Here is a 15,833-nt window from a genome sequence, read left to right as displayed (position 1 = left end):
GATCAGGCGGCGTTCTTGACCGCTTCAACGACTTTCTTGGCGCCGTCGTTGATGTTGTCAGCCGGGATGATGGCCATGCCGCTGTCACGCAGCAGCTGCTTGCCTTCTTCCACGTTGGTGCCTTCCAGGCGCACCACGACCGGCACCTTGACGCCCACTTCCTTCACGGCGGCGATGATGCCCTCGGCGATCATGTCGCAGCGGACGATGCCGCCGAAGATGTTGACGAAGATGCCTTCCACCTTGTCCGAGGACAGGATCAGCTTGAACGCTTCGATGACGCGCTGCTTGTTGGCACCGCCGCCCACGTCCAGGAAGTTCGCCGGCTCGCCGCCGTTGAGCTTGATGACGTCCATGGTCGCCATGGCCAGGCCGGCGCCGTTCACCATGCAGCCGATGTTGCCGTCCATGGTGACGTAGTTGATGTCCAGCTCCGAAGCGGTCACTTCGGTTTCATCTTCCTGGGACTTGTCGCGCATCGCGACCAGTTCCTTGTGGCGGAAGTTGGCGTTGTCGTCGCTGTTGAACTTGCCGTCCAGCGCGTACAGGTTGCCGTCGTCCAGGATCGCCAGCGGGTTGATCTCAACCAGCGCCAGGTCCTTTTCGTTGAAGATGCGGTACAGGTTCACCATGATGTTGGCGAACTGGCCGGCCTGCTTGGCGGTCAGGCCCATCTTGAAGCCGATGTCACGGCCGTGGTAACCCTGCACGCCCTCGACGAAGTCCACATTCAGGGTGTGGATCTTGTCCGGGGTCTCGGCAGCCACCTGCTCGATTTCCATGCCGCCTTCCGAGGAGGCGATGTAGCTGATGGTGCGGGTGCCGCGATCCACCAGGACCGACAGGTACAGTTCCTTGACGATCTCACCGGCGGTGGTCACCAGCACCAGGTTGATCGGCAGCTCGACGCCGGCGGTCTGGTAGGTGGCCATCTTGGTGCCGAGCATCTTGGCCGCTGCGGCCTTCACGTCATCGACGGTCTTGCAGAACTTGACGCCGCCAGCCTTGCCGCGGCCGCCAGCGTGGATCTGCGCCTTGACCATCCAGGGGCCCTGGCCCAGCGACTGGGCGACTTCAACCGCCTCGTCCGGAGTAGCCGCGACCTTGCCGGCCGGGACCGGGATGCCGTATTCGGCAAGCAGTTGTTTTGCCTGGTATTCGTGGAAATTCATGCGTCACCGTGGGAATAGGAACGACCGCACGCAATTCCTCAGGGCCTCCGGGGGAGGCACCGGCACGGACCGCGGCGGGCCCACTATTGTGGCCGAGCCGGCGCCGGGGCGCAAAGAAGTCTGTACGCAGTACCGGATCCGGGCGGATTTCCGCTGTCATTCAGGCAGTTGCGGATCGCCGGCAGCCGCCCGGCCGCCCTCGCCACAGGCCGATTGCGCGACGCGGACCCGCGGCCGGGCATCGCCACGACCGTATACTGGGCATCTGCGTCCGCTCGGGCATGCCCGTCGCACAACCCAGATCCAGGCAGCCAGAAGGGGAGTTCCGGCGTGTCACCCAGTGCTTCATTGATCGACCGCATCGAATCGATTCCGCGGCGCGAGCTGTACTTCTTCGCCCTGTACCGGGTGCTGATCGCAGCCGTGATCGCCGCCCTGCTGTACAGCCCGTTGTCGATGATGGTCGGCGAGGCCCACCACCCGCGGCTGGCCTACACCGTCGGCGCGGCCTACCTGGCGTTGTCGCTGCTGGCCCTGGCGATCGGCCGCAACGAACGCTGGCTGCGGCCGATCGTGGTCACCGGCGTGCTGGTGGACATCATCGCCGCCATCCTGCTGGCCCACGCCCTGCCCGGCGCCAGTGCCGGCATCTCGATGTCGCTGCTGTTCAACATCGCCGCGGCCGCCACCCTGCTGCCGCTGAGCTGGGGCCTTGGGCTGGCCCTGGCGGCGAGCCTGGCAACGGTGGGCGAATACCTGTGGAAGCTGCTGGAGGGCGGCGACCCGACCCGCACCCTGGCCGAGCTGGCGATGTTCACGACCAGTTACCTGGCCCTGGCCTTCATCAGCTACCAGGTCGGCAGCCGCGCCCGCCGCAACCAGCAGCTGGCCAACCAGCGCGGTGACGAGGTGGCCAATCTGTTCCAGATCAACGAACTGATCATCCGCCGCATGCGCACCGGCGTGCTGGTGGTGGATGCCGACAGCCGCATCACGCTGGCCAACGAGGCTGCCTCGATGCTGCTCGGCGACAGCGACGGTGCGGGCGGAACCGGCCGCCTCGATCTGGCCAGCGTCGCACCCGAGCTGGCCCGTCGCCTGCAGCGCTGGCGCAACGGCTGGACCCAGGACGAACTGCCGCTGCAGCTCAACCCGGACCAGCCCGAAGTGCAACCGCGCTTCGCGCGCCTGCTGGCCGGCAGCGAACTGGCCCTGGTCTTCCTGGATGATTCCAGCGTGGTGTCGCGGCGCGCCGAGTCGCTCACCCTGTCGGCGATGGGCCGCTTCTCGGCCAGCCTGGCCCATGAGATCCGCAATCCGCTGGCGGCGATCAACTATGCCGTGCAGCTGCTGGAAGAAGGTACCGGCTTCAACGAAAGCGACCGCCGCCTGCTGCAGATCATCCGCCAGCAGTGCCAGCGCACCAACGGCATCGTCGAGAGCGTGCTGGGCCTGGCCCGGCGCGAACGTGCCACGCCGGAGAACGTGGATCTGGTCGCCTTCGTGCGCCGCTTCGTGCTGGAGTACAAGCAGGGCCAGACGCTGGAAACCGACAGCATCGAACCGATCGTCAGCGACACCTCGGTGCCGGCGCAGGTCGACACCCGCCACCTCTACCAGGTGCTGACCGTGCTGGTCCATAACGCCCTGAAGTACGGCCGCATCGGCCAGCAGCCGGCCCGCGTGCGGCTGCGTGTAGCCCGGCACGAACGCAGCGCGGTGATCGACGTGATGGACCGTGGCCCCGGCATTCCCGAAAGCGTGGCGGCGCAGCTGTTCCGGCCGTTCTTCACCACCTCCGAGCACGGCACCGGCCTGGGCTTGTACATCGCCCGCGAATTGTGCAGGGCCAACCAGGCACGGCTGGATTACATCCCGGTGCCAGCCGGCGGCTCGTGCTTCCGCTTGGTCCTGCCAGGTCCGCACACCCTGCTGCCCGATGGTTCCTGATTCTGTGCGTCAAACATTTGTCGCTTTCAGCCCCCTCGTTTATCTTTTCCGCCCATGAACGAAACCCGCAGCGCCCTCGTCGTCGACGACGAACGCGACATCCGCGAACTGCTGGTGCTGACGCTCGGCCGCATGGGGCTGCGCATCAGTACTGCAGCCAACCTCGCCGAAGCGCGCGAGCTGCTGGCCAGCAATCCTTATGACCTGTGCATCACCGACATGCGCCTGCCGGATGGCAACGGCATCGAGCTGGTCAGCGAGATCGCCCAGCACTACCCGCGCACACCGGTGGCGATGATCACCGCCTTCGGCAGCATGGATCTGGCAGTGGAAGCCCTGAAGGCGGGCGCCTTCGACTTCGTCAGCAAGCCGGTGGACATCGCCGTACTGCGCGGACTGGTCAAGCACGCGCTGGAATTGAACAACAGCGAGCGGCCCGTACCGGGCCCCGTCGCAGAACAGGGCGCCCGGCTGCTCGGCAATTCGCCGGCGATGGACGTGTTGCGTGCCACCATCGGCAAAGTCGCGCGCAGCCAGGCCCCGGTCTACATCCTCGGCGAATCCGGCGTCGGCAAGGAACTGGTCGCGCGGACCATCCACACCCAGGGGGCACGTGCTGCCGGGCCGTTCGTGCCGGTCAACTGCGGCGCGATTCCCGGCGAACTGATGGAGAGCGAGTTCTTCGGCCACCGCAAGGGCAGCTTCAGCGGCGCCCACGCCGACAAGCCCGGCCTGTTCCAGGCCGCCCATGGTGGCACCCTGTTCCTGGATGAGGTCGCCGAGCTGCCGCTGCAGATGCAGGTGAAGCTGTTGCGCGCGATCCAGGAGAAGTCGGTGCGCGCGGTGGGTGCGGCCAGCGAGGAACCGGTCGATGTGCGCATCCTGTCGGCCACCCACAAGGATCTGGCCGAGCTGGTCGAGGACGGCCGCTTCCGCCACGACCTGTACTACCGCATCAATGTGATCGAACTGAAGGTGCCGCCGCTGCGCGAACGCCGCCAGGATCTGCCGGAGCTGGCCGCTGCCGTGCTGGCACGGCTGGCCCGCAGCCACGGCCGCACCACGCCGCTGCTCGCGCCCTCGGCGCTGGAGGCACTGGCGCAGTACGCCTTCCCCGGCAACGTGCGCGAACTGGAGAACATCCTTGAGCGCGCGCTGGCCCTGGCCGAGGAAGACCGCATCGGTGTCGACGATCTGCGCCTGCCGCAACACGCCCCCCGCATGCCCGGCAACGGCACGGCCGCCGAAGCCGTGGTCGATCTGCAGCCGGGCAGTGCCGCCCTGCCCTCGTACATCGAACAGCTCGAACGCAGCGCCATCCAGCGCGCGCTGGAAGAAAACCGCTGGAACAAGACCCGTACCGCCGCGCAGCTGGGCATCACCTTCCGCGCGCTGCGCTACAAGCTGAAGAAGCTGGGCATGGAGTAAGGGCCGCAAGGCCCAGTGGTCGGATCCCTTTCCGCAGGAAAGGGCTCCGACCCCGTCAGCACAACCGCGTCAATCCTTGGTAACGCGGTTGATCTCGGCCAGGCTGGTCACGCCCGCCGCGACCTTCCTCAATGCCGACTGCCGCAGGTCATTGACCCCGATCGCCTGCGCGGCTTCGGCAATCTGCAGCGCATTGCCACCGGCCAGCACGATCGTGGCGATCTCGTCGGTCATCGGCATCACCTGGTAGATACCGGTGCGGCCCTTGTAACCCTCGGTGCATTCATCACAGCCCACCGCCTCATGCAGCTGGATGCCCTCATCCAGCTGGGCCTGGGTGAAACCCTCGGCCAGCAATGCATGCTCCGGCAGCTGCGCCGGGCGCTTGCAGTTCGGGCACAGCCGTCGCGCCAGACGCTGGGCGATCACCAGGGTCACCGAGCTGGTGATGTTGTACGGCGCGATGCCCATGTTCATCAGGCGCGCGATGGTCTGCGGCGCGTCGTTGGTATGCAGGGTGGACAGCACCATGTGGCCGGTCTGCGCGGCCTTGATGGCGATCTCGGCGGTCTCCAGGTCGCGGATTTCGCCGACCATGATGATGTCCGGATCCTGGCGCAGGAACGAGCGCAACGCAGCGGCGAACGTCATGCCGCGCTTGTTGTTCTGCTGCACCTGGTTGACGCCGGGCAGCCGGATTTCCACCGGGTCTTCCGCCGTGGAGATGTTGCGCGTCTCGTCGTTTAGAATGCCCAGCGCGGTATACAGCGACACCGTCTTGCCCGAACCGGTCGGCCCGGTCACCAGCACCATGCCGTATGGCTTGTGGATCGCATCCAGGAACAGCTTCTGCTGGTCGGGCTCATAGCCGAGCTTGTCGATGCCCAGCTTGGCGGCACTGCCGTCGAGGATACGCAGCACGACCTTCTCGCCGAACAGCGTCGGCAACGTGCTCACACGGAAATCGATCTGCTTGGACTTGGACAGGTTGAGCTTGATGCGGCCATCCTGCGGCACGCGCTTCTCGGCGATGTCCAGCTGTGCCATCACCTTCAGGCGCGCGGCGATGCGCTGGTTCAACTTCACCGGCGCGCGCGCGACCATCTTCAACAGCCCGTCGATGCGCAGGCGCACGCGGTAATCGTCTTCGTACGGCTCGAAATGGATGTCCGACGCGCCCTTGCGGATCGCATCGACCAGCACCTTGTTGACGAACTTCACCACCGGGGTGTCGTCGCCCTTGGCATCGATGCCGGAGTCGCCGCCCGCGCCATCCTCATCGCCCAGGCCCACGTCGAGGTTGGCCATCCCCTCATCGTCACCGCCCAGCGCGTCACCCAGCGTGTCGTGGCTGGCGTGCCACTGTTCCAGAGTGCGGCGGATCTGGTCCTCGTCGACCAGGATCGGCTCCACCACCAGGTTGGTGTGGAACTTGATCTCGTCCAGTGCGTGGGTCGGGTTGCTGGTGCCGACGAACAGCTTGCCGCCACGCTTGAACAGCGGCAGTACGTTGTGCTTGCGCAGCAGTTCCTCGCTGACCAGGCTCATCGCGTTCTGGCTGGCATCGAAGGTCGAGACGTCGAACAGCGGCATGCCGAACTCAACCGCATTGGCCGCGGCCAGCTGTGCTGCCCCCACCACCTTGTTCTGCGCGAACCACTGCGGCAGCGGCTGCCGCGCGGCGGCGGCCCGGGTCATGGCGTCGCGGGCGGTGGCCTCGTCCAGCGCACCATCCTGGACCAGGCGGCGCGCCAGCCCGGTGATGCCGACAAGGTTGGGGGATGAAACAACGCTCATGGGATTCCTCGTTACTCGTGCCCTGACGGCCGGAATTCAGTTTCAGAAACGGGTTGCCGGCCCATAGCGGCCAGGTAGCTCAGCAAACGCAGGGGTCCGTTTCCTCGCGCATCGGGCGCGAGCGCCTTCCAGTACTGGTCCGTCAGTTGCCGCGACGCCGTGGTATCCCCCAGCTGCCGCGCAGCGTGCTGCATTGCACCGAACAGATAATAGCCGGTGGCAGGGTCGGCCAGCAGCATCGGCGCATGCTCGCTGCCCAACAATCGCCGGCCTTCCGTGAGTACAGCGTGGTGGTCGTCGGTGGCCGCGGCGGCAACCAGGGCAAGGCTGGCGGACACGACGGGATCTGCCGGGGTGCAGTCCATCCAGTCGCGCTGCGCCCAGAGGGCCGCCCGCTGCGCTGCCGGCAGGAACGGGATCGTTTCTCCGGCCAGCACGAACAGCAGCCGGGTGGTTTCCATCGGAGATCCGTCCAGTTCGCAGCGCGCTGCCAGCCCACGCAGCGCCTGCGCACTCATCCAATCGGCATCCGCCACATCCGTGGGCGCCTCGCCCTGCAGGAAAGCTGCCACGGCCCGTGCGGTCGGACGTTTGTCATCCCGGCTGGACGCCGGTTGCGGCAGACCCGCCGCAGTAGCCGTCACCTGCCCCGTTGGCGGGGCGCTGACGATCCGCCAGGGGGCCGTCATCACCTGCTGGAAATCACGGGTGAACGCCCCCTGGAAACGTGCCACCGGGGCATTCAACTTCAAGGTCGGGAAGTAATCGGAATTGCGCGCGGCCGGATACAGAGGAACGAAGGCGCGCAGCGCTGCGTCATCCATGGACAGGGCGTTCTCCAGATCGGCCACCGAATGCACGCCGATCCGCGCCAGTTCCCCGCGCAGCTGCGGCTGTTGGAACAGGCTGCCCTTCATCGGCGGCAACGTGCCCTTCGGCGTCGCCACCAGGATCAGGTCGCCACGATTGGCCAGGTAAGCGCGCACATCGGAGAACTGTTCCAGCAGCCCCGCCAGTACCGAGCTGACCAGTTCGGGGGTGATCTCATACAGCTGCAGCCACTGCACGAACACGCCACCTTCGTTGAGCTGCTGTGGCACGAACGCATAGAACTCGTCGCTGAACAGCGCCGCCGTTCCACCCACCCAGGGATTGGACGGCTCGGAAATGATCAGATCGTACTTGCGCGGACTGGCGGCGAAATAGGACTTCGCATCGTCGATCACCACGTGCGAGCGCGGATCGTTGAAGGCGCGCTCGACACGCTCGCCGAACAGACGCGCGCCCTCCACCATGGCCGGCTCGATCTCCACCGTTTCCACGCGCCCGACGCGCTGGTCGCCCAACAGCGTGTGCGTGCTGAGCCCGGATCCGAAACCGATTACGCCGACGCGCTGGTAATCATCGCGCAGCGCCAACGGCAGAGCCGCCAGCAGGATCATGGTCGATTCGTCGCTGGTGGGTGCCTGTACCATCGACACGGCCATGCCTGCATCCACTTTGCCGTTGGTGGCGATGGCACGCATGCGGCCGATCGGCTGGGTGCTTTCATAGACCGCCACGGTGGCCGTCTGCCCATCGCGCGAGAACAGCATCGTGGCGGTATCCGCCAGACGGGCCGTGCCATGGCGGTACACCGACGAATTCAGCACCAGCGGATCGAAGCGGACCAGCACGACGGCCGCCACTACGCCAGCGACACCCAGCGCGCCAGCCTGCCACAGTGGCGAGCGCAGACGGCCCGGGGCCGCAAGCCGAAGGCGCTGCAGCAGCACCAGGCCCAGCACGATGTCGACCACTGCCGCGACCAGCAGCGCGTACTTCAGCCCCAGCAGCGGCATCAGCAGATGGATGGCCGCCAGCACACCGACGATCGCGCCGAGCGTATTGAACGCATAGGCCTGGCCGATCGCGCGCTCGCCCTGCCCGGCGCGCAGCAGCGCCAGGGTCAGCAGCGGCAGCGTCATGCCGGCGAAGAACGCCGCCGGGAACATCACCAGGCCGGCAATGGCGGCACTGGCCAAGTTGTACAGCACGTAACCATCCGCGCTGCGCACGATGACCCGCATCAGCCAGCCGACCCAATCGAAGGCCTGCGCATAGACGAACATCGAGGCCAGCGCCGCCAGCCCCATCCACACCTGCACCCAGCCTGCCACGCGCAGGGGCGACGGCATCCGGTCGGCGCGGCGGCGCAGCCACAGGCCGCCGAAGGCGATGCCGAGGATGAACGCCGCCAGCATCAGCTCGAACGAATGCAGCGTGGTGCCGAGTGCGAGCGACAGCATGCGCACCCAGGTGATTTCGTAAACGAAGGATGACGCGCCGGTCGCCGCTGCGACCAGCAGCACCAGCCGCACCGGCACTGCAGTCTCCGGTCGTACGCCGCCGGCAGCCGGCGCGGCGGAGGCCACTACCGCAGGCGCGCTGCCGTCGCGGGCCAGTGGATAGACCAGGATGGCCACCACGATGTTGAGCAGGCCGGCACTGAGGACGGTGCCCGGAAGCCCTACCGCCGGCAGCAGCGCGTAGGTGGCCACCAGGGCGCCGGCGGCCGCGCCCAGGCTGTTGGAGAAATAGAGCCCGGCCAGCACCTCACCCTGCGATCCGGGCTGCAGGCGCATGTAACCCGCACTCATCAGCGGGAAGGTCGCGCCCAGCAGGATGCATTGCGGCAACACCAGGGCCGTGGCCAGCGCCCAGCGCAGCGCCGTGGACGAGGTGCCCTCCATGCCCGGCATGAGGTGGGTGTACGCCCAACCGGTCACGCTCTGGAACAGCCCGTCGAAACCGATGCCCAGCACCCCGATCACCAGCTCGATGACCGCGTAGGCCAGCAGCGGCCGGCGCAGCAGCGCGCTGCGGCGGCTGACCAGCCACGCCCCCAGCGCCATGCCGCCCATGAACAGGATCAGCACCAGCGATTGCGCGTGCGAGGAATGCCCCAGGAACAGCCCCAGGTACTGCGTCCAGATGGACTGGTAGATCAGCCCGGCGAAGCCGGAGAGCACGAAGATGAGAAGCAGCCATGGGCCATGGCTGAATGAAGGACGGCGCATTGCGAACTCCCCAGTCGCACGGTCGATTTCAACAGAAGAACAAACTTCGCGGACTCAATGCAAGCGCGCGGCCAGAAGGGATCCGGACAACCCGCAGCGCCCAAACGAAAACGGGGAGCCTGGGCTCCCCGTTTCCATACGCGAGCAGCAAACGCCAATTACTCGGCAGGTGCGGCCTCACCCTGGCACGAACCCGGGCGGTACTTCGAAGCGATGGAACCTTCGCAGGTCCACTTCGGGATGACGCCGTTCGCCACGTTGCTGTCGTCGGCCTTCAGCGTGATGGTATCGCCATTGATGTCGTCAGCAATGTTACGCGCGGTCGCGGTGATGGTCTTGGTGGTCGCATCCCATTCCAGCTTGTCCACATACTGGGTCTGCTGGAAATCCGGCTCCCAGGTGGCCGGCGGCAGGGCATTGTTGCTGGCCACGTATTCCGACACGTCGGTACGCAGCGAAGAAGCCGCAAGGATCACTTCCGAGACCTTGGCCTTCTTGGTGTAGTTCGAGTAAGCCGGCAGCGCGATGGCGGCCAGGATGGCGATGATCGCAACGACGATCATCAGTTCGATCAGGGTGAAGCCCTTCTGGTTCTTCATGGTGGTACGTCCCCAAGTAGTGGTGGTTGATTTTCCGGGTACGGCAACCGGCCGGCCAGATGACCGGATGAGCAGGCTGCCCGCCCCCGCGGGTGGATCAACGCAGGTTGCGTGCCAATCTCCCATGGCCACGCCTCCCCCGATTTCCCCGCGCCAATGATGGCAGCTATTTCGCGGATGGGAACCCCCCTGCTCCGAATCTGCGATGGACGCGGCAATGTGACGCAGCGCGTCACCTTCCGCCTCGACGCGTCGAAAACCCTGCACGCCGTCACGCCGGCAGGCTCCCCGGACGGGTCTGAACCAGCTACCATCGCCGCTCAGGATGCCCGCCTGGGGATGGCGGGCCTGGGGAGCCAACATGTCTGTGAGTCGCAGTGCGATCAAGAAGGAGCCCGTGGCCCGCGCCACGATGGAGCTGCAGCCGTTTGTCTGGGAGGGGACCGACAAGCGGGGCATAAAGATGAAGGGCGAGCAGCTGGCGAAGAACGCCAACCTGCTGCGCGCCGAACTGCGCAGGCAGGGCATCAGCCCGGGCCAGGTCAAGCCCAAGCCGAAGCCGCTGTTCGGTGCGGCCGGCAAGCCGGTCTCTCCGAAGGACATCGCGTTCTTCAGCCGGCAGATGGCCACGATGATGAAGTCCGGCGTGCCGATCGTGTCGGCGCTGGAGATCATCGGCAGCGGGCACAAGAACCCGCGCATGAAGAAGATGGTGGACACGATCCGCACCGACATCGAGGGCGGCTCGTCGCTGCACGAGGCCATCAGCAAGCATCCGGTGCAGTTCGATGAGCTCTACCGCAACCTGGTGCGGGCCGGCGAAAGCGCCGGTGTGCTGGAGACCGTGCTGGACACCATCGCCTCCTACAAGGAGAACCTCGAGGCACTGAAGGGCAAGATCAAGAAGGCGCTGTTCTACCCGGCCATGGTGCTGGTGGTGGCGTTCCTGGTCAGCACGATCCTGCTGGTCTGGGTGGTCCCGCAGTTCGAGGAAGTCTTCCAGAGCTTCGGTGCCGACCTGCCGGCATTCACCCAGATGGTGGTGAACCTGTCGCGGTTCATGGTGTCGTGGTGGTGGCTGATCGCCATCGTCGCCATCGGCGCGGTAGTGGCGATCGCCATGACCTACCGGCGATCGGAGAAGATGCAGCACACCGTCGACCGGCTGATCCTGAAGGTGCCGGTCATCGGCCAGATCATGCACAACAGTGCGATCGCCCGCTTCTCCCGCACCACAGCGGTGACCTTCAAGGCCGGCGTGCCGCTGGTGGAGGCCCTGGGCATCGTCGCCGGCGCCACCGGCAACAAGGTCTACGGCGAGGCGGTGCTGCGCATGCGCGACGACGTTTCGGTCGGCTATCCGGTCAACATGGCGATGAAGCAGCTGAACCTGTTCCCGCACATGGTGATCCAGATGACCGGCATCGGCGAGGAGGCCGGCGCCCTTGACACCATGCTGTTCAAGGTCGCCGAATACTACGAGCAGGAGGTCAACAACGCCGTGGATGCCTTGAGCAGCCTGCTGGAACCGATGATCATGGTGTTCATTGGTACCATTGTCGGCGGCCTGGTCATTGCGATGTACCTGCCGATCTTCAAACTGGGCGCCGTCGTCGGATAAAAATACATGGCTTTTCTCGACCAGCACCCCGGCCTCGGCTACCCCGCCGCGGCCGGACTGGGACTGCTGCTGGGCAGTTTCCTCAATGTTGTCATCCTGCGCCTGCCCAAGCGGCTGGAATGGCAGTGGAAGCGCGATGCGCGCGAAGTGCTGGAGGAACCGGACTTCTACGAGCCGCCGCCGCCGGGCATCGTGGTCGAGCCGTCGCACTGCCCGCATTGCAAGCACAAGCTGTCCTGGTACGAGAACATCCCGCTGTTCAGCTGGCTGATCCAGGGGGGCAAATGCCGCCACTGCAAGGCGCCGATCTCGCTGCAGTACCCGCTGGTGGAAGCGATGACCGCCCTGCTGGTGCTGGCCTGCGTGTGGCAGTTCGGCTTCGGCTGGCAGGGCTTCGGCGCCATCGTGCTGACCTGTTTCCTGATCGCGCTGTCCGGCATCGACCTGCGCACCCAGCTGCTGCCCGACCAGCTGACCCTGCCCCTGATGTGGCTGGGCCTGATCGGCAGCATCGACAATCTGTACATGCCCGCCAAACCGGCCCTGGTCGGTGCGGCCGTGGGCTATCTGTCGCTGTGGACGGTCTGGTGGCTGTTCAAGCAGCTGACCGGCAAGGAGGGCATGGGCCATGGCGACTTCAAGCTGCTGGCGGCGCTCGGCGCCTGGTGCGGCCTGAAGGGCATCCTGCCGATCATCCTGCTGTCCTCGGTGATCGGCGCCATCGTCGGTTCGATCTGGCTCTACAGCCGCGGACGCGATCGCGCCACGCCGATTCCGTTCGGCCCGTACCTGGCCATCGCCGGCTGGTTGTTCTTCATGTGGGGCGAACCGCTGGTGGAGCGCTACCTGGCCCTGAGCGGCCTGCGCTGAGGGGGCCGCCGTGAGCCGCTACGTGGTCGGCCTGACCGGCGGCATCGCGGCCGGCAAGAGCGAAGTGACGCGGCGCTTCGAAGCGCTGGGCATCGTGGTGGCCGACGCCGATCTGGCCGCCCGCGCGGTGGTGGCCACCGGCAGCCCGGCACTGGCCCGCATTGCCGACCGGTTCGGCACGGACATGCTGCTGGCCGATGGCAGCCTGGACCGGGCGCGCCTGCGCACCCATGTCTTCGCTGACCCGGCCGAACGGACGGCACTGGAAGCCATCACCCACCCCGCCATCCGCCTGTTGATGCAGCAGCAGTGCACGCAGGCGCCGAGCCCGTACGCCATTGCTGCGATTCCGCTGCTGACCGAGGTGGGCGGCCGCCAGGCCTATCCATGGCTGGACCGGATACTGCTGGTGGATGCACCCGAGGCCGTACAGCACGCCCGGCTGATGCAGCGCGATGGCATCGACGCCGCCCTGGCCGACCAGATGATCGCCGCCCAGGCCAGCCGCGCGCAGCGCCGGGCACTGGCCGATGACGTGGTGGTCAACGATGGGCAGCCGGACGACCTGCAGGCGCAGGTGGAGGCGCTGCACCAGCGCTATCTGGCACTGGCCGCGGGCTGACCCGCCGGGCACGTGCCCGGCGTTGCAGAATCGTCGTGGCAGTGCCCCCGACCATCACTGCAATGTGGCTGTCCCCCTGATTCTCTCGGCCTGCAGCTGCTGCTGCACGTGACACGTCAGTTCCCGCGCGGCCAGAATCAGGCCTTCCATCGCGCCCGGTGGCAGCACGTTCTGCTGGCCACCCCGCGTGCGCGCGATGTGCGCGGCGTACATCATCCGGGTCAGGGTGCCGAGACCTTCGACGGCGCGCCTGAGATCGGCAGGCTGCACTGCGTCGGCGCTGACGCCGCCGGCGTCGATTGGCGTCTGCTGGGCCGGCATATGGCCGTCGCAGCGGGACAGTACGTCCTCGACGCGCTGGGCGACGTCCGGAGACAACTGGCTGATCGAATCACCGACCAGTTGATGCAGGTTGGGGTAACGGATGCGATGCGACATGGCGATGCTCCTGGCAGCCGGCAGAGTGCGCGGACTGGCATCTTGGCCATCTGCACGTCCGGCAATCAGGAGGTAAAAGCGTCAACTGCCCTATGACTATCCGGAACCGTGAGATCGGACACGCAGCGGACGCGGCAGAGCGTGCGCGCGCCGGGTGTCTGGTCGTGCAGAACAGATACGTTCATGCCGTTAGCGACAGCGACGCCCTGGAAGAGGCGTCCCTGTAGGGCCGGGCCCTGCTCGGCAGGCAAAGGATCTGCTACAGCGGCCTGGGCGAGAACGTCAGCGTTGCGATCACGCCGCGCTCGCCCCCGGGGCGCACGCTGACCTGCCAGCCGTACAGGTCGCAGAGGCGGCTGACGATCGACAGGCCGATGCCGCCGCCCTGCGAATGGCCCGCGTGCGTACCGCGGTAACCGCGCTGGAACAGCTTGGCCGCATCTTCCTCGCTCAGGCCCGGACCACTGTCGGTGACCGAGACCGAGTTGGCCCCTACGTGCACGCGCACTTCGCCATCCTGCGAGTACTTCACCGCGTTGCCGATGAGGTTGCCCAGCGCCACCGAAAGCGCGGCCTCAGGCGCGTCGATCACCAGGTTGCGCTCGCCCTCCAGTGCCAGTTCCAGCGGCTTGCCACCCAGCTGCGCGCGGTGCGCGTCCAGCAGCTGCTCGGCCACACGGGCAACATTGCTGGTGCCCTGCCCCCGCTCGTTCCGCGACAGCAGCAGCAAAGCGCCGATCAGATCACTGCACTGCTGCTCGGCACGCTGGATGCGCTGCAGGCGCTGCAGCACCTTTTCATCCAGGCCGGGACGGGTCAGCAGCAGCTCGGTGGCGCCGCGGATCACCGCCAGCGGCGTGCGCAGTTCGTGGCTGACGTCCGCATTGAACTCACGGTCGCGCTGCACCACTTCGGTCAATCGCGAGGAGTAGTCGTCCAGCGCCTGGGCCAGCTGGCCCACTTCGTCGTCGGGGAAGCGCGGCGCCAGCGGCTCAGGCTCGCTGGTGCCGCCCCGGTAGGCGCGCAGGCGGGCCGCCAGGTCCGATACCGGCTTCATCACCTTCGAGGCCGACCACCAGCCCAGCACCAGCGACAGCAGGCTGAACACCAGCACCGACAGTACCAGGGCGCGGTTGAGCTGCTTGCTGCCGCGCATGCTGTCGGTCATGTCATAGGCCAGGAAGAACCACGCATCGTCGGCCTTGCGCACGGCAAGCTTGTAGGCGTACGGCTGCCCCTGTTCGTCGGTCCCGCTGAGGTTGTAGTTGCCGGTCTGCAGGTCAGCCCATTGCGGCCAGGACTCACGCGCCTTGTCGAACTTGTCCGCCGAATAGGCATACGCACGGATCTGCTGCACCGGCACGGCCGGATTGCGTCCGGGGTGCTCGTAGAAGCGACGGGCGTATTCTTCAATGTTGTGGTTGATCACATCCTCGACCAGCTGGTTCTCCACCCGTATCCGGGCCCAGTTGGTAGCGAACGCGAACAGTGTTGTCAGGCAGAAGCCCAACAACACGAATGACACGATGATTCGACTGCGCAGGCGGCGCCGATACGGCGTGCGCCGGCGCTCCCCCTTGGTTGCCACGGGATCAGCTTTCCGGGGTGGCGATGCGGTATCCGATGCCATGGCGGGTCTGGATCAGCGGCACTTCGAACGGCTTGTCGACCACGGCACGCAGACCGTGGATATGGACGCGCAGCGAATCCGAGTCGGGCAGTTCCTCGCCCCACACGCGGGTTTCCAGTTCCTGGCGGGTGACCACGGCCGGCGCCGCTTCCATCAGCGCCTGCAGGATTTTCAGTGCGGTCGGGTTGAGCTGCAGCAGCTTGCCCTGGCGGCGCACTTCCAGCGTGTCCAGGTTGTACTCCAGGTCGCCGGTTTCCAGCACGCGGGTCTGCACCCCCTTGCCACGTCGGGACAGCGCGTTCAAACGCACTTCCACTTCCTGCAGCGCGAACGGCTTGATCAGGTAGTCGTCCGCACCGGAATCAAAACCCGCCAGCTTGTTGTCCAGCGAGTCACGAGCGGTCAGCATCAGCACCGGGGTCTGCTTGCGCGCTTCGTTGCGAAGCTTGCGGCAGACCTCGATTCCGTCCATTCCCGGCAGGTTGAGATCCAGCACGATCGCGTCGAACTCGTGCACTACGGCCAGATGCAGTCCGGTCACGCCATCGGCGGCGAAGTCCACGGTGTGGCCCCGGTCCTCGAGGTAGTCGCCCAGATTGGCCGCAATGTCGCTGTTGTCTTCGATTACCAGGATTCTCACTGTCACC

At 66.3% G+C, this 15,833-nt stretch carries 12 protein-coding genes; 5 read left to right on the top strand and 7 right to left on the bottom strand.

The window, feature by feature from the left end; genetic code table 11:
- Positions 1-2: 2 nt before the first annotated feature.
- Positions 3-1,172 carry an ADP-forming succinate--CoA ligase subunit beta gene (gene sucC, locus ABE543_RS15260; RefSeq protein ID WP_005418614.1) on the bottom strand — a complete coding sequence of 390 codons (1,170 nt, stop codon included), beginning with the start codon at positions 1,170-1,172 and terminating at the stop codon, positions 3-5.
- A gap of 330 nt (positions 1,173-1,502) precedes the next feature.
- Between sucC and ABE543_RS15255 the strand changes: the two genes are divergently transcribed.
- The gene (locus ABE543_RS15255; RefSeq protein ID WP_053517024.1) at positions 1,503-3,122 is read left to right on the top strand and encodes an ATP-binding protein; all 1,620 of its coding nucleotides are present in this window, start codon (positions 1,503-1,505) and stop codon (positions 3,120-3,122) included.
- Between the two features lie 54 nt (positions 3,123-3,176).
- Positions 3,177-4,550, top strand: a complete 1,374-nt coding sequence (locus tag ABE543_RS15250; protein ID WP_053517026.1) for a sigma-54 dependent transcriptional regulator — start codon at positions 3,177-3,179, stop codon at positions 4,548-4,550.
- 69 nt (positions 4,551-4,619) lie between these two features.
- On the opposite strand, the gene pilB is transcribed toward ABE543_RS15250, so the two are convergent.
- The 3 genes from pilB to ABE543_RS15235 form a co-directional block, all read right to left on the bottom strand.
- Positions 4,620-6,347 (bottom strand): type IV-A pilus assembly ATPase PilB, encoded by a 1,728-nt coding sequence (gene pilB / locus ABE543_RS15245; protein ID WP_053517028.1) that lies wholly within the window; start codon positions 6,345-6,347, stop codon positions 4,620-4,622.
- Between the two features lie 11 nt (positions 6,348-6,358).
- A complete protein-coding gene (locus ABE543_RS15240) occupies positions 6,359-9,406 on the bottom strand; it encodes a fused MFS/spermidine synthase (RefSeq protein WP_346475858.1) in 3,048 nt (1,015 codons plus the stop codon).
- A 158-nt stretch (positions 9,407-9,564) separates the two neighbouring features.
- The gene (locus ABE543_RS15235) at positions 9,565-10,005 is read right to left on the bottom strand and encodes a pilin (protein ID WP_277381037.1); all 441 of its coding nucleotides are present in this window, start codon (positions 10,003-10,005) and stop codon (positions 9,565-9,567) included.
- Positions 10,006-10,366: 361 nt separating this feature from the next.
- On the opposite strand from ABE543_RS15235, the gene ABE543_RS15230 reads away from it, so the two are divergent.
- Genes ABE543_RS15230 through coaE form a run of 3 tightly spaced genes read left to right on the top strand, consistent with a single transcriptional unit; the run spans position 10,367 to position 13,118 of the window.
- Positions 10,367-11,626, top strand: coding sequence for a type II secretion system F family protein (locus tag ABE543_RS15230; RefSeq protein ID WP_053517034.1), 1,260 nt, complete (start codon positions 10,367-10,369; stop codon positions 11,624-11,626).
- Positions 11,627-11,632: 6 nt separating this feature from the next.
- On the top strand, positions 11,633-12,496 hold the full coding sequence (locus ABE543_RS15225) for an A24 family peptidase (RefSeq protein ID WP_053517036.1): 864 nt from the start codon (positions 11,633-11,635) through the stop codon (positions 12,494-12,496).
- Between the two features lie 10 nt (positions 12,497-12,506).
- Entirely contained in the window at positions 12,507-13,118 is a 612-nt protein-coding gene (coaE, locus tag ABE543_RS15220; RefSeq protein WP_053517038.1) for a dephospho-CoA kinase, read from the top strand.
- Between the two features lie 54 nt (positions 13,119-13,172).
- Here coaE and ABE543_RS15215 read toward each other — a convergent pair whose 3' ends face one another.
- From ABE543_RS15215 to ABE543_RS15205, 3 genes are all read right to left on the bottom strand, one after another.
- Complete coding sequence (locus tag ABE543_RS15215) at positions 13,173-13,556, bottom strand: hypothetical protein (protein ID WP_053517040.1); 384 nt, start codon at positions 13,554-13,556, stop codon at positions 13,173-13,175.
- 259 nt (positions 13,557-13,815) lie between these two features.
- Complete coding sequence (locus ABE543_RS15210; RefSeq protein ID WP_053517042.1) at positions 13,816-15,186, bottom strand: HAMP domain-containing sensor histidine kinase; 1,371 nt, start codon at positions 15,184-15,186, stop codon at positions 13,816-13,818.
- Complete coding sequence (locus ABE543_RS15205) at positions 15,149-15,826, bottom strand: response regulator transcription factor (RefSeq protein WP_053517044.1); 678 nt, start codon at positions 15,824-15,826, stop codon at positions 15,149-15,151. Before ABE543_RS15205 ends, ABE543_RS15210 begins: the two co-directional genes overlap by 38 nt.
- Between the last annotated feature and the right edge of the window lie 7 nt (positions 15,827-15,833).

This window comes from Stenotrophomonas sp. TWI169 (assembly GCF_039674705.1).
Lineage (GTDB): Bacteria > Pseudomonadota > Gammaproteobacteria > Xanthomonadales > Xanthomonadaceae > Stenotrophomonas > Stenotrophomonas maltophilia_P.
This window is presented reverse-complemented; position numbering and strand designations above follow the sequence as displayed.

What these genes read in the sequence shown, in the direction of transcription:
- sucC (WP_005418614.1), bottom strand. Translation starts at nt 1,172, where the DNA reads ATGAATTTCCACGAATACCAGGCAAAACAACTGCTTGCCGAATACGGC.
- ABE543_RS15250 (WP_053517026.1), top strand. Translation starts at nt 3,177, where the DNA reads ATGAACGAAACCCGCAGCGCCCTCGTCGTCGACGACGAACGCGACATC.
- pilB (WP_053517028.1), bottom strand. Translation starts at nt 6,347, where the DNA reads ATGAGCGTTGTTTCATCCCCCAACCTTGTCGGCATCACCGGGCTGGCG.
- ABE543_RS15240 (WP_346475858.1), bottom strand. Translation starts at nt 9,406, where the DNA reads ATGCGCCGTCCTTCATTCAGCCATGGCCCATGGCTGCTTCTCATCTTC.
- ABE543_RS15235 (WP_277381037.1), bottom strand. Translation starts at nt 10,005, where the DNA reads ATGAAGAACCAGAAGGGCTTCACCCTGATCGAACTGATGATCGTCGTT.
- ABE543_RS15230 (WP_053517034.1), top strand. Translation starts at nt 10,367, where the DNA reads ATGTCTGTGAGTCGCAGTGCGATCAAGAAGGAGCCCGTGGCCCGCGCC.
- ABE543_RS15225 (WP_053517036.1), top strand. Translation starts at nt 11,633, where the DNA reads ATGGCTTTTCTCGACCAGCACCCCGGCCTCGGCTACCCCGCCGCGGCC.
- ABE543_RS15215 (WP_053517040.1), bottom strand. Translation starts at nt 13,556, where the DNA reads ATGTCGCATCGCATCCGTTACCCCAACCTGCATCAACTGGTCGGTGAT.
- ABE543_RS15210 (WP_053517042.1), bottom strand. Translation starts at nt 15,186, where the DNA reads ATGGCATCGGATACCGCATCGCCACCCCGGAAAGCTGATCCCGTGGCA.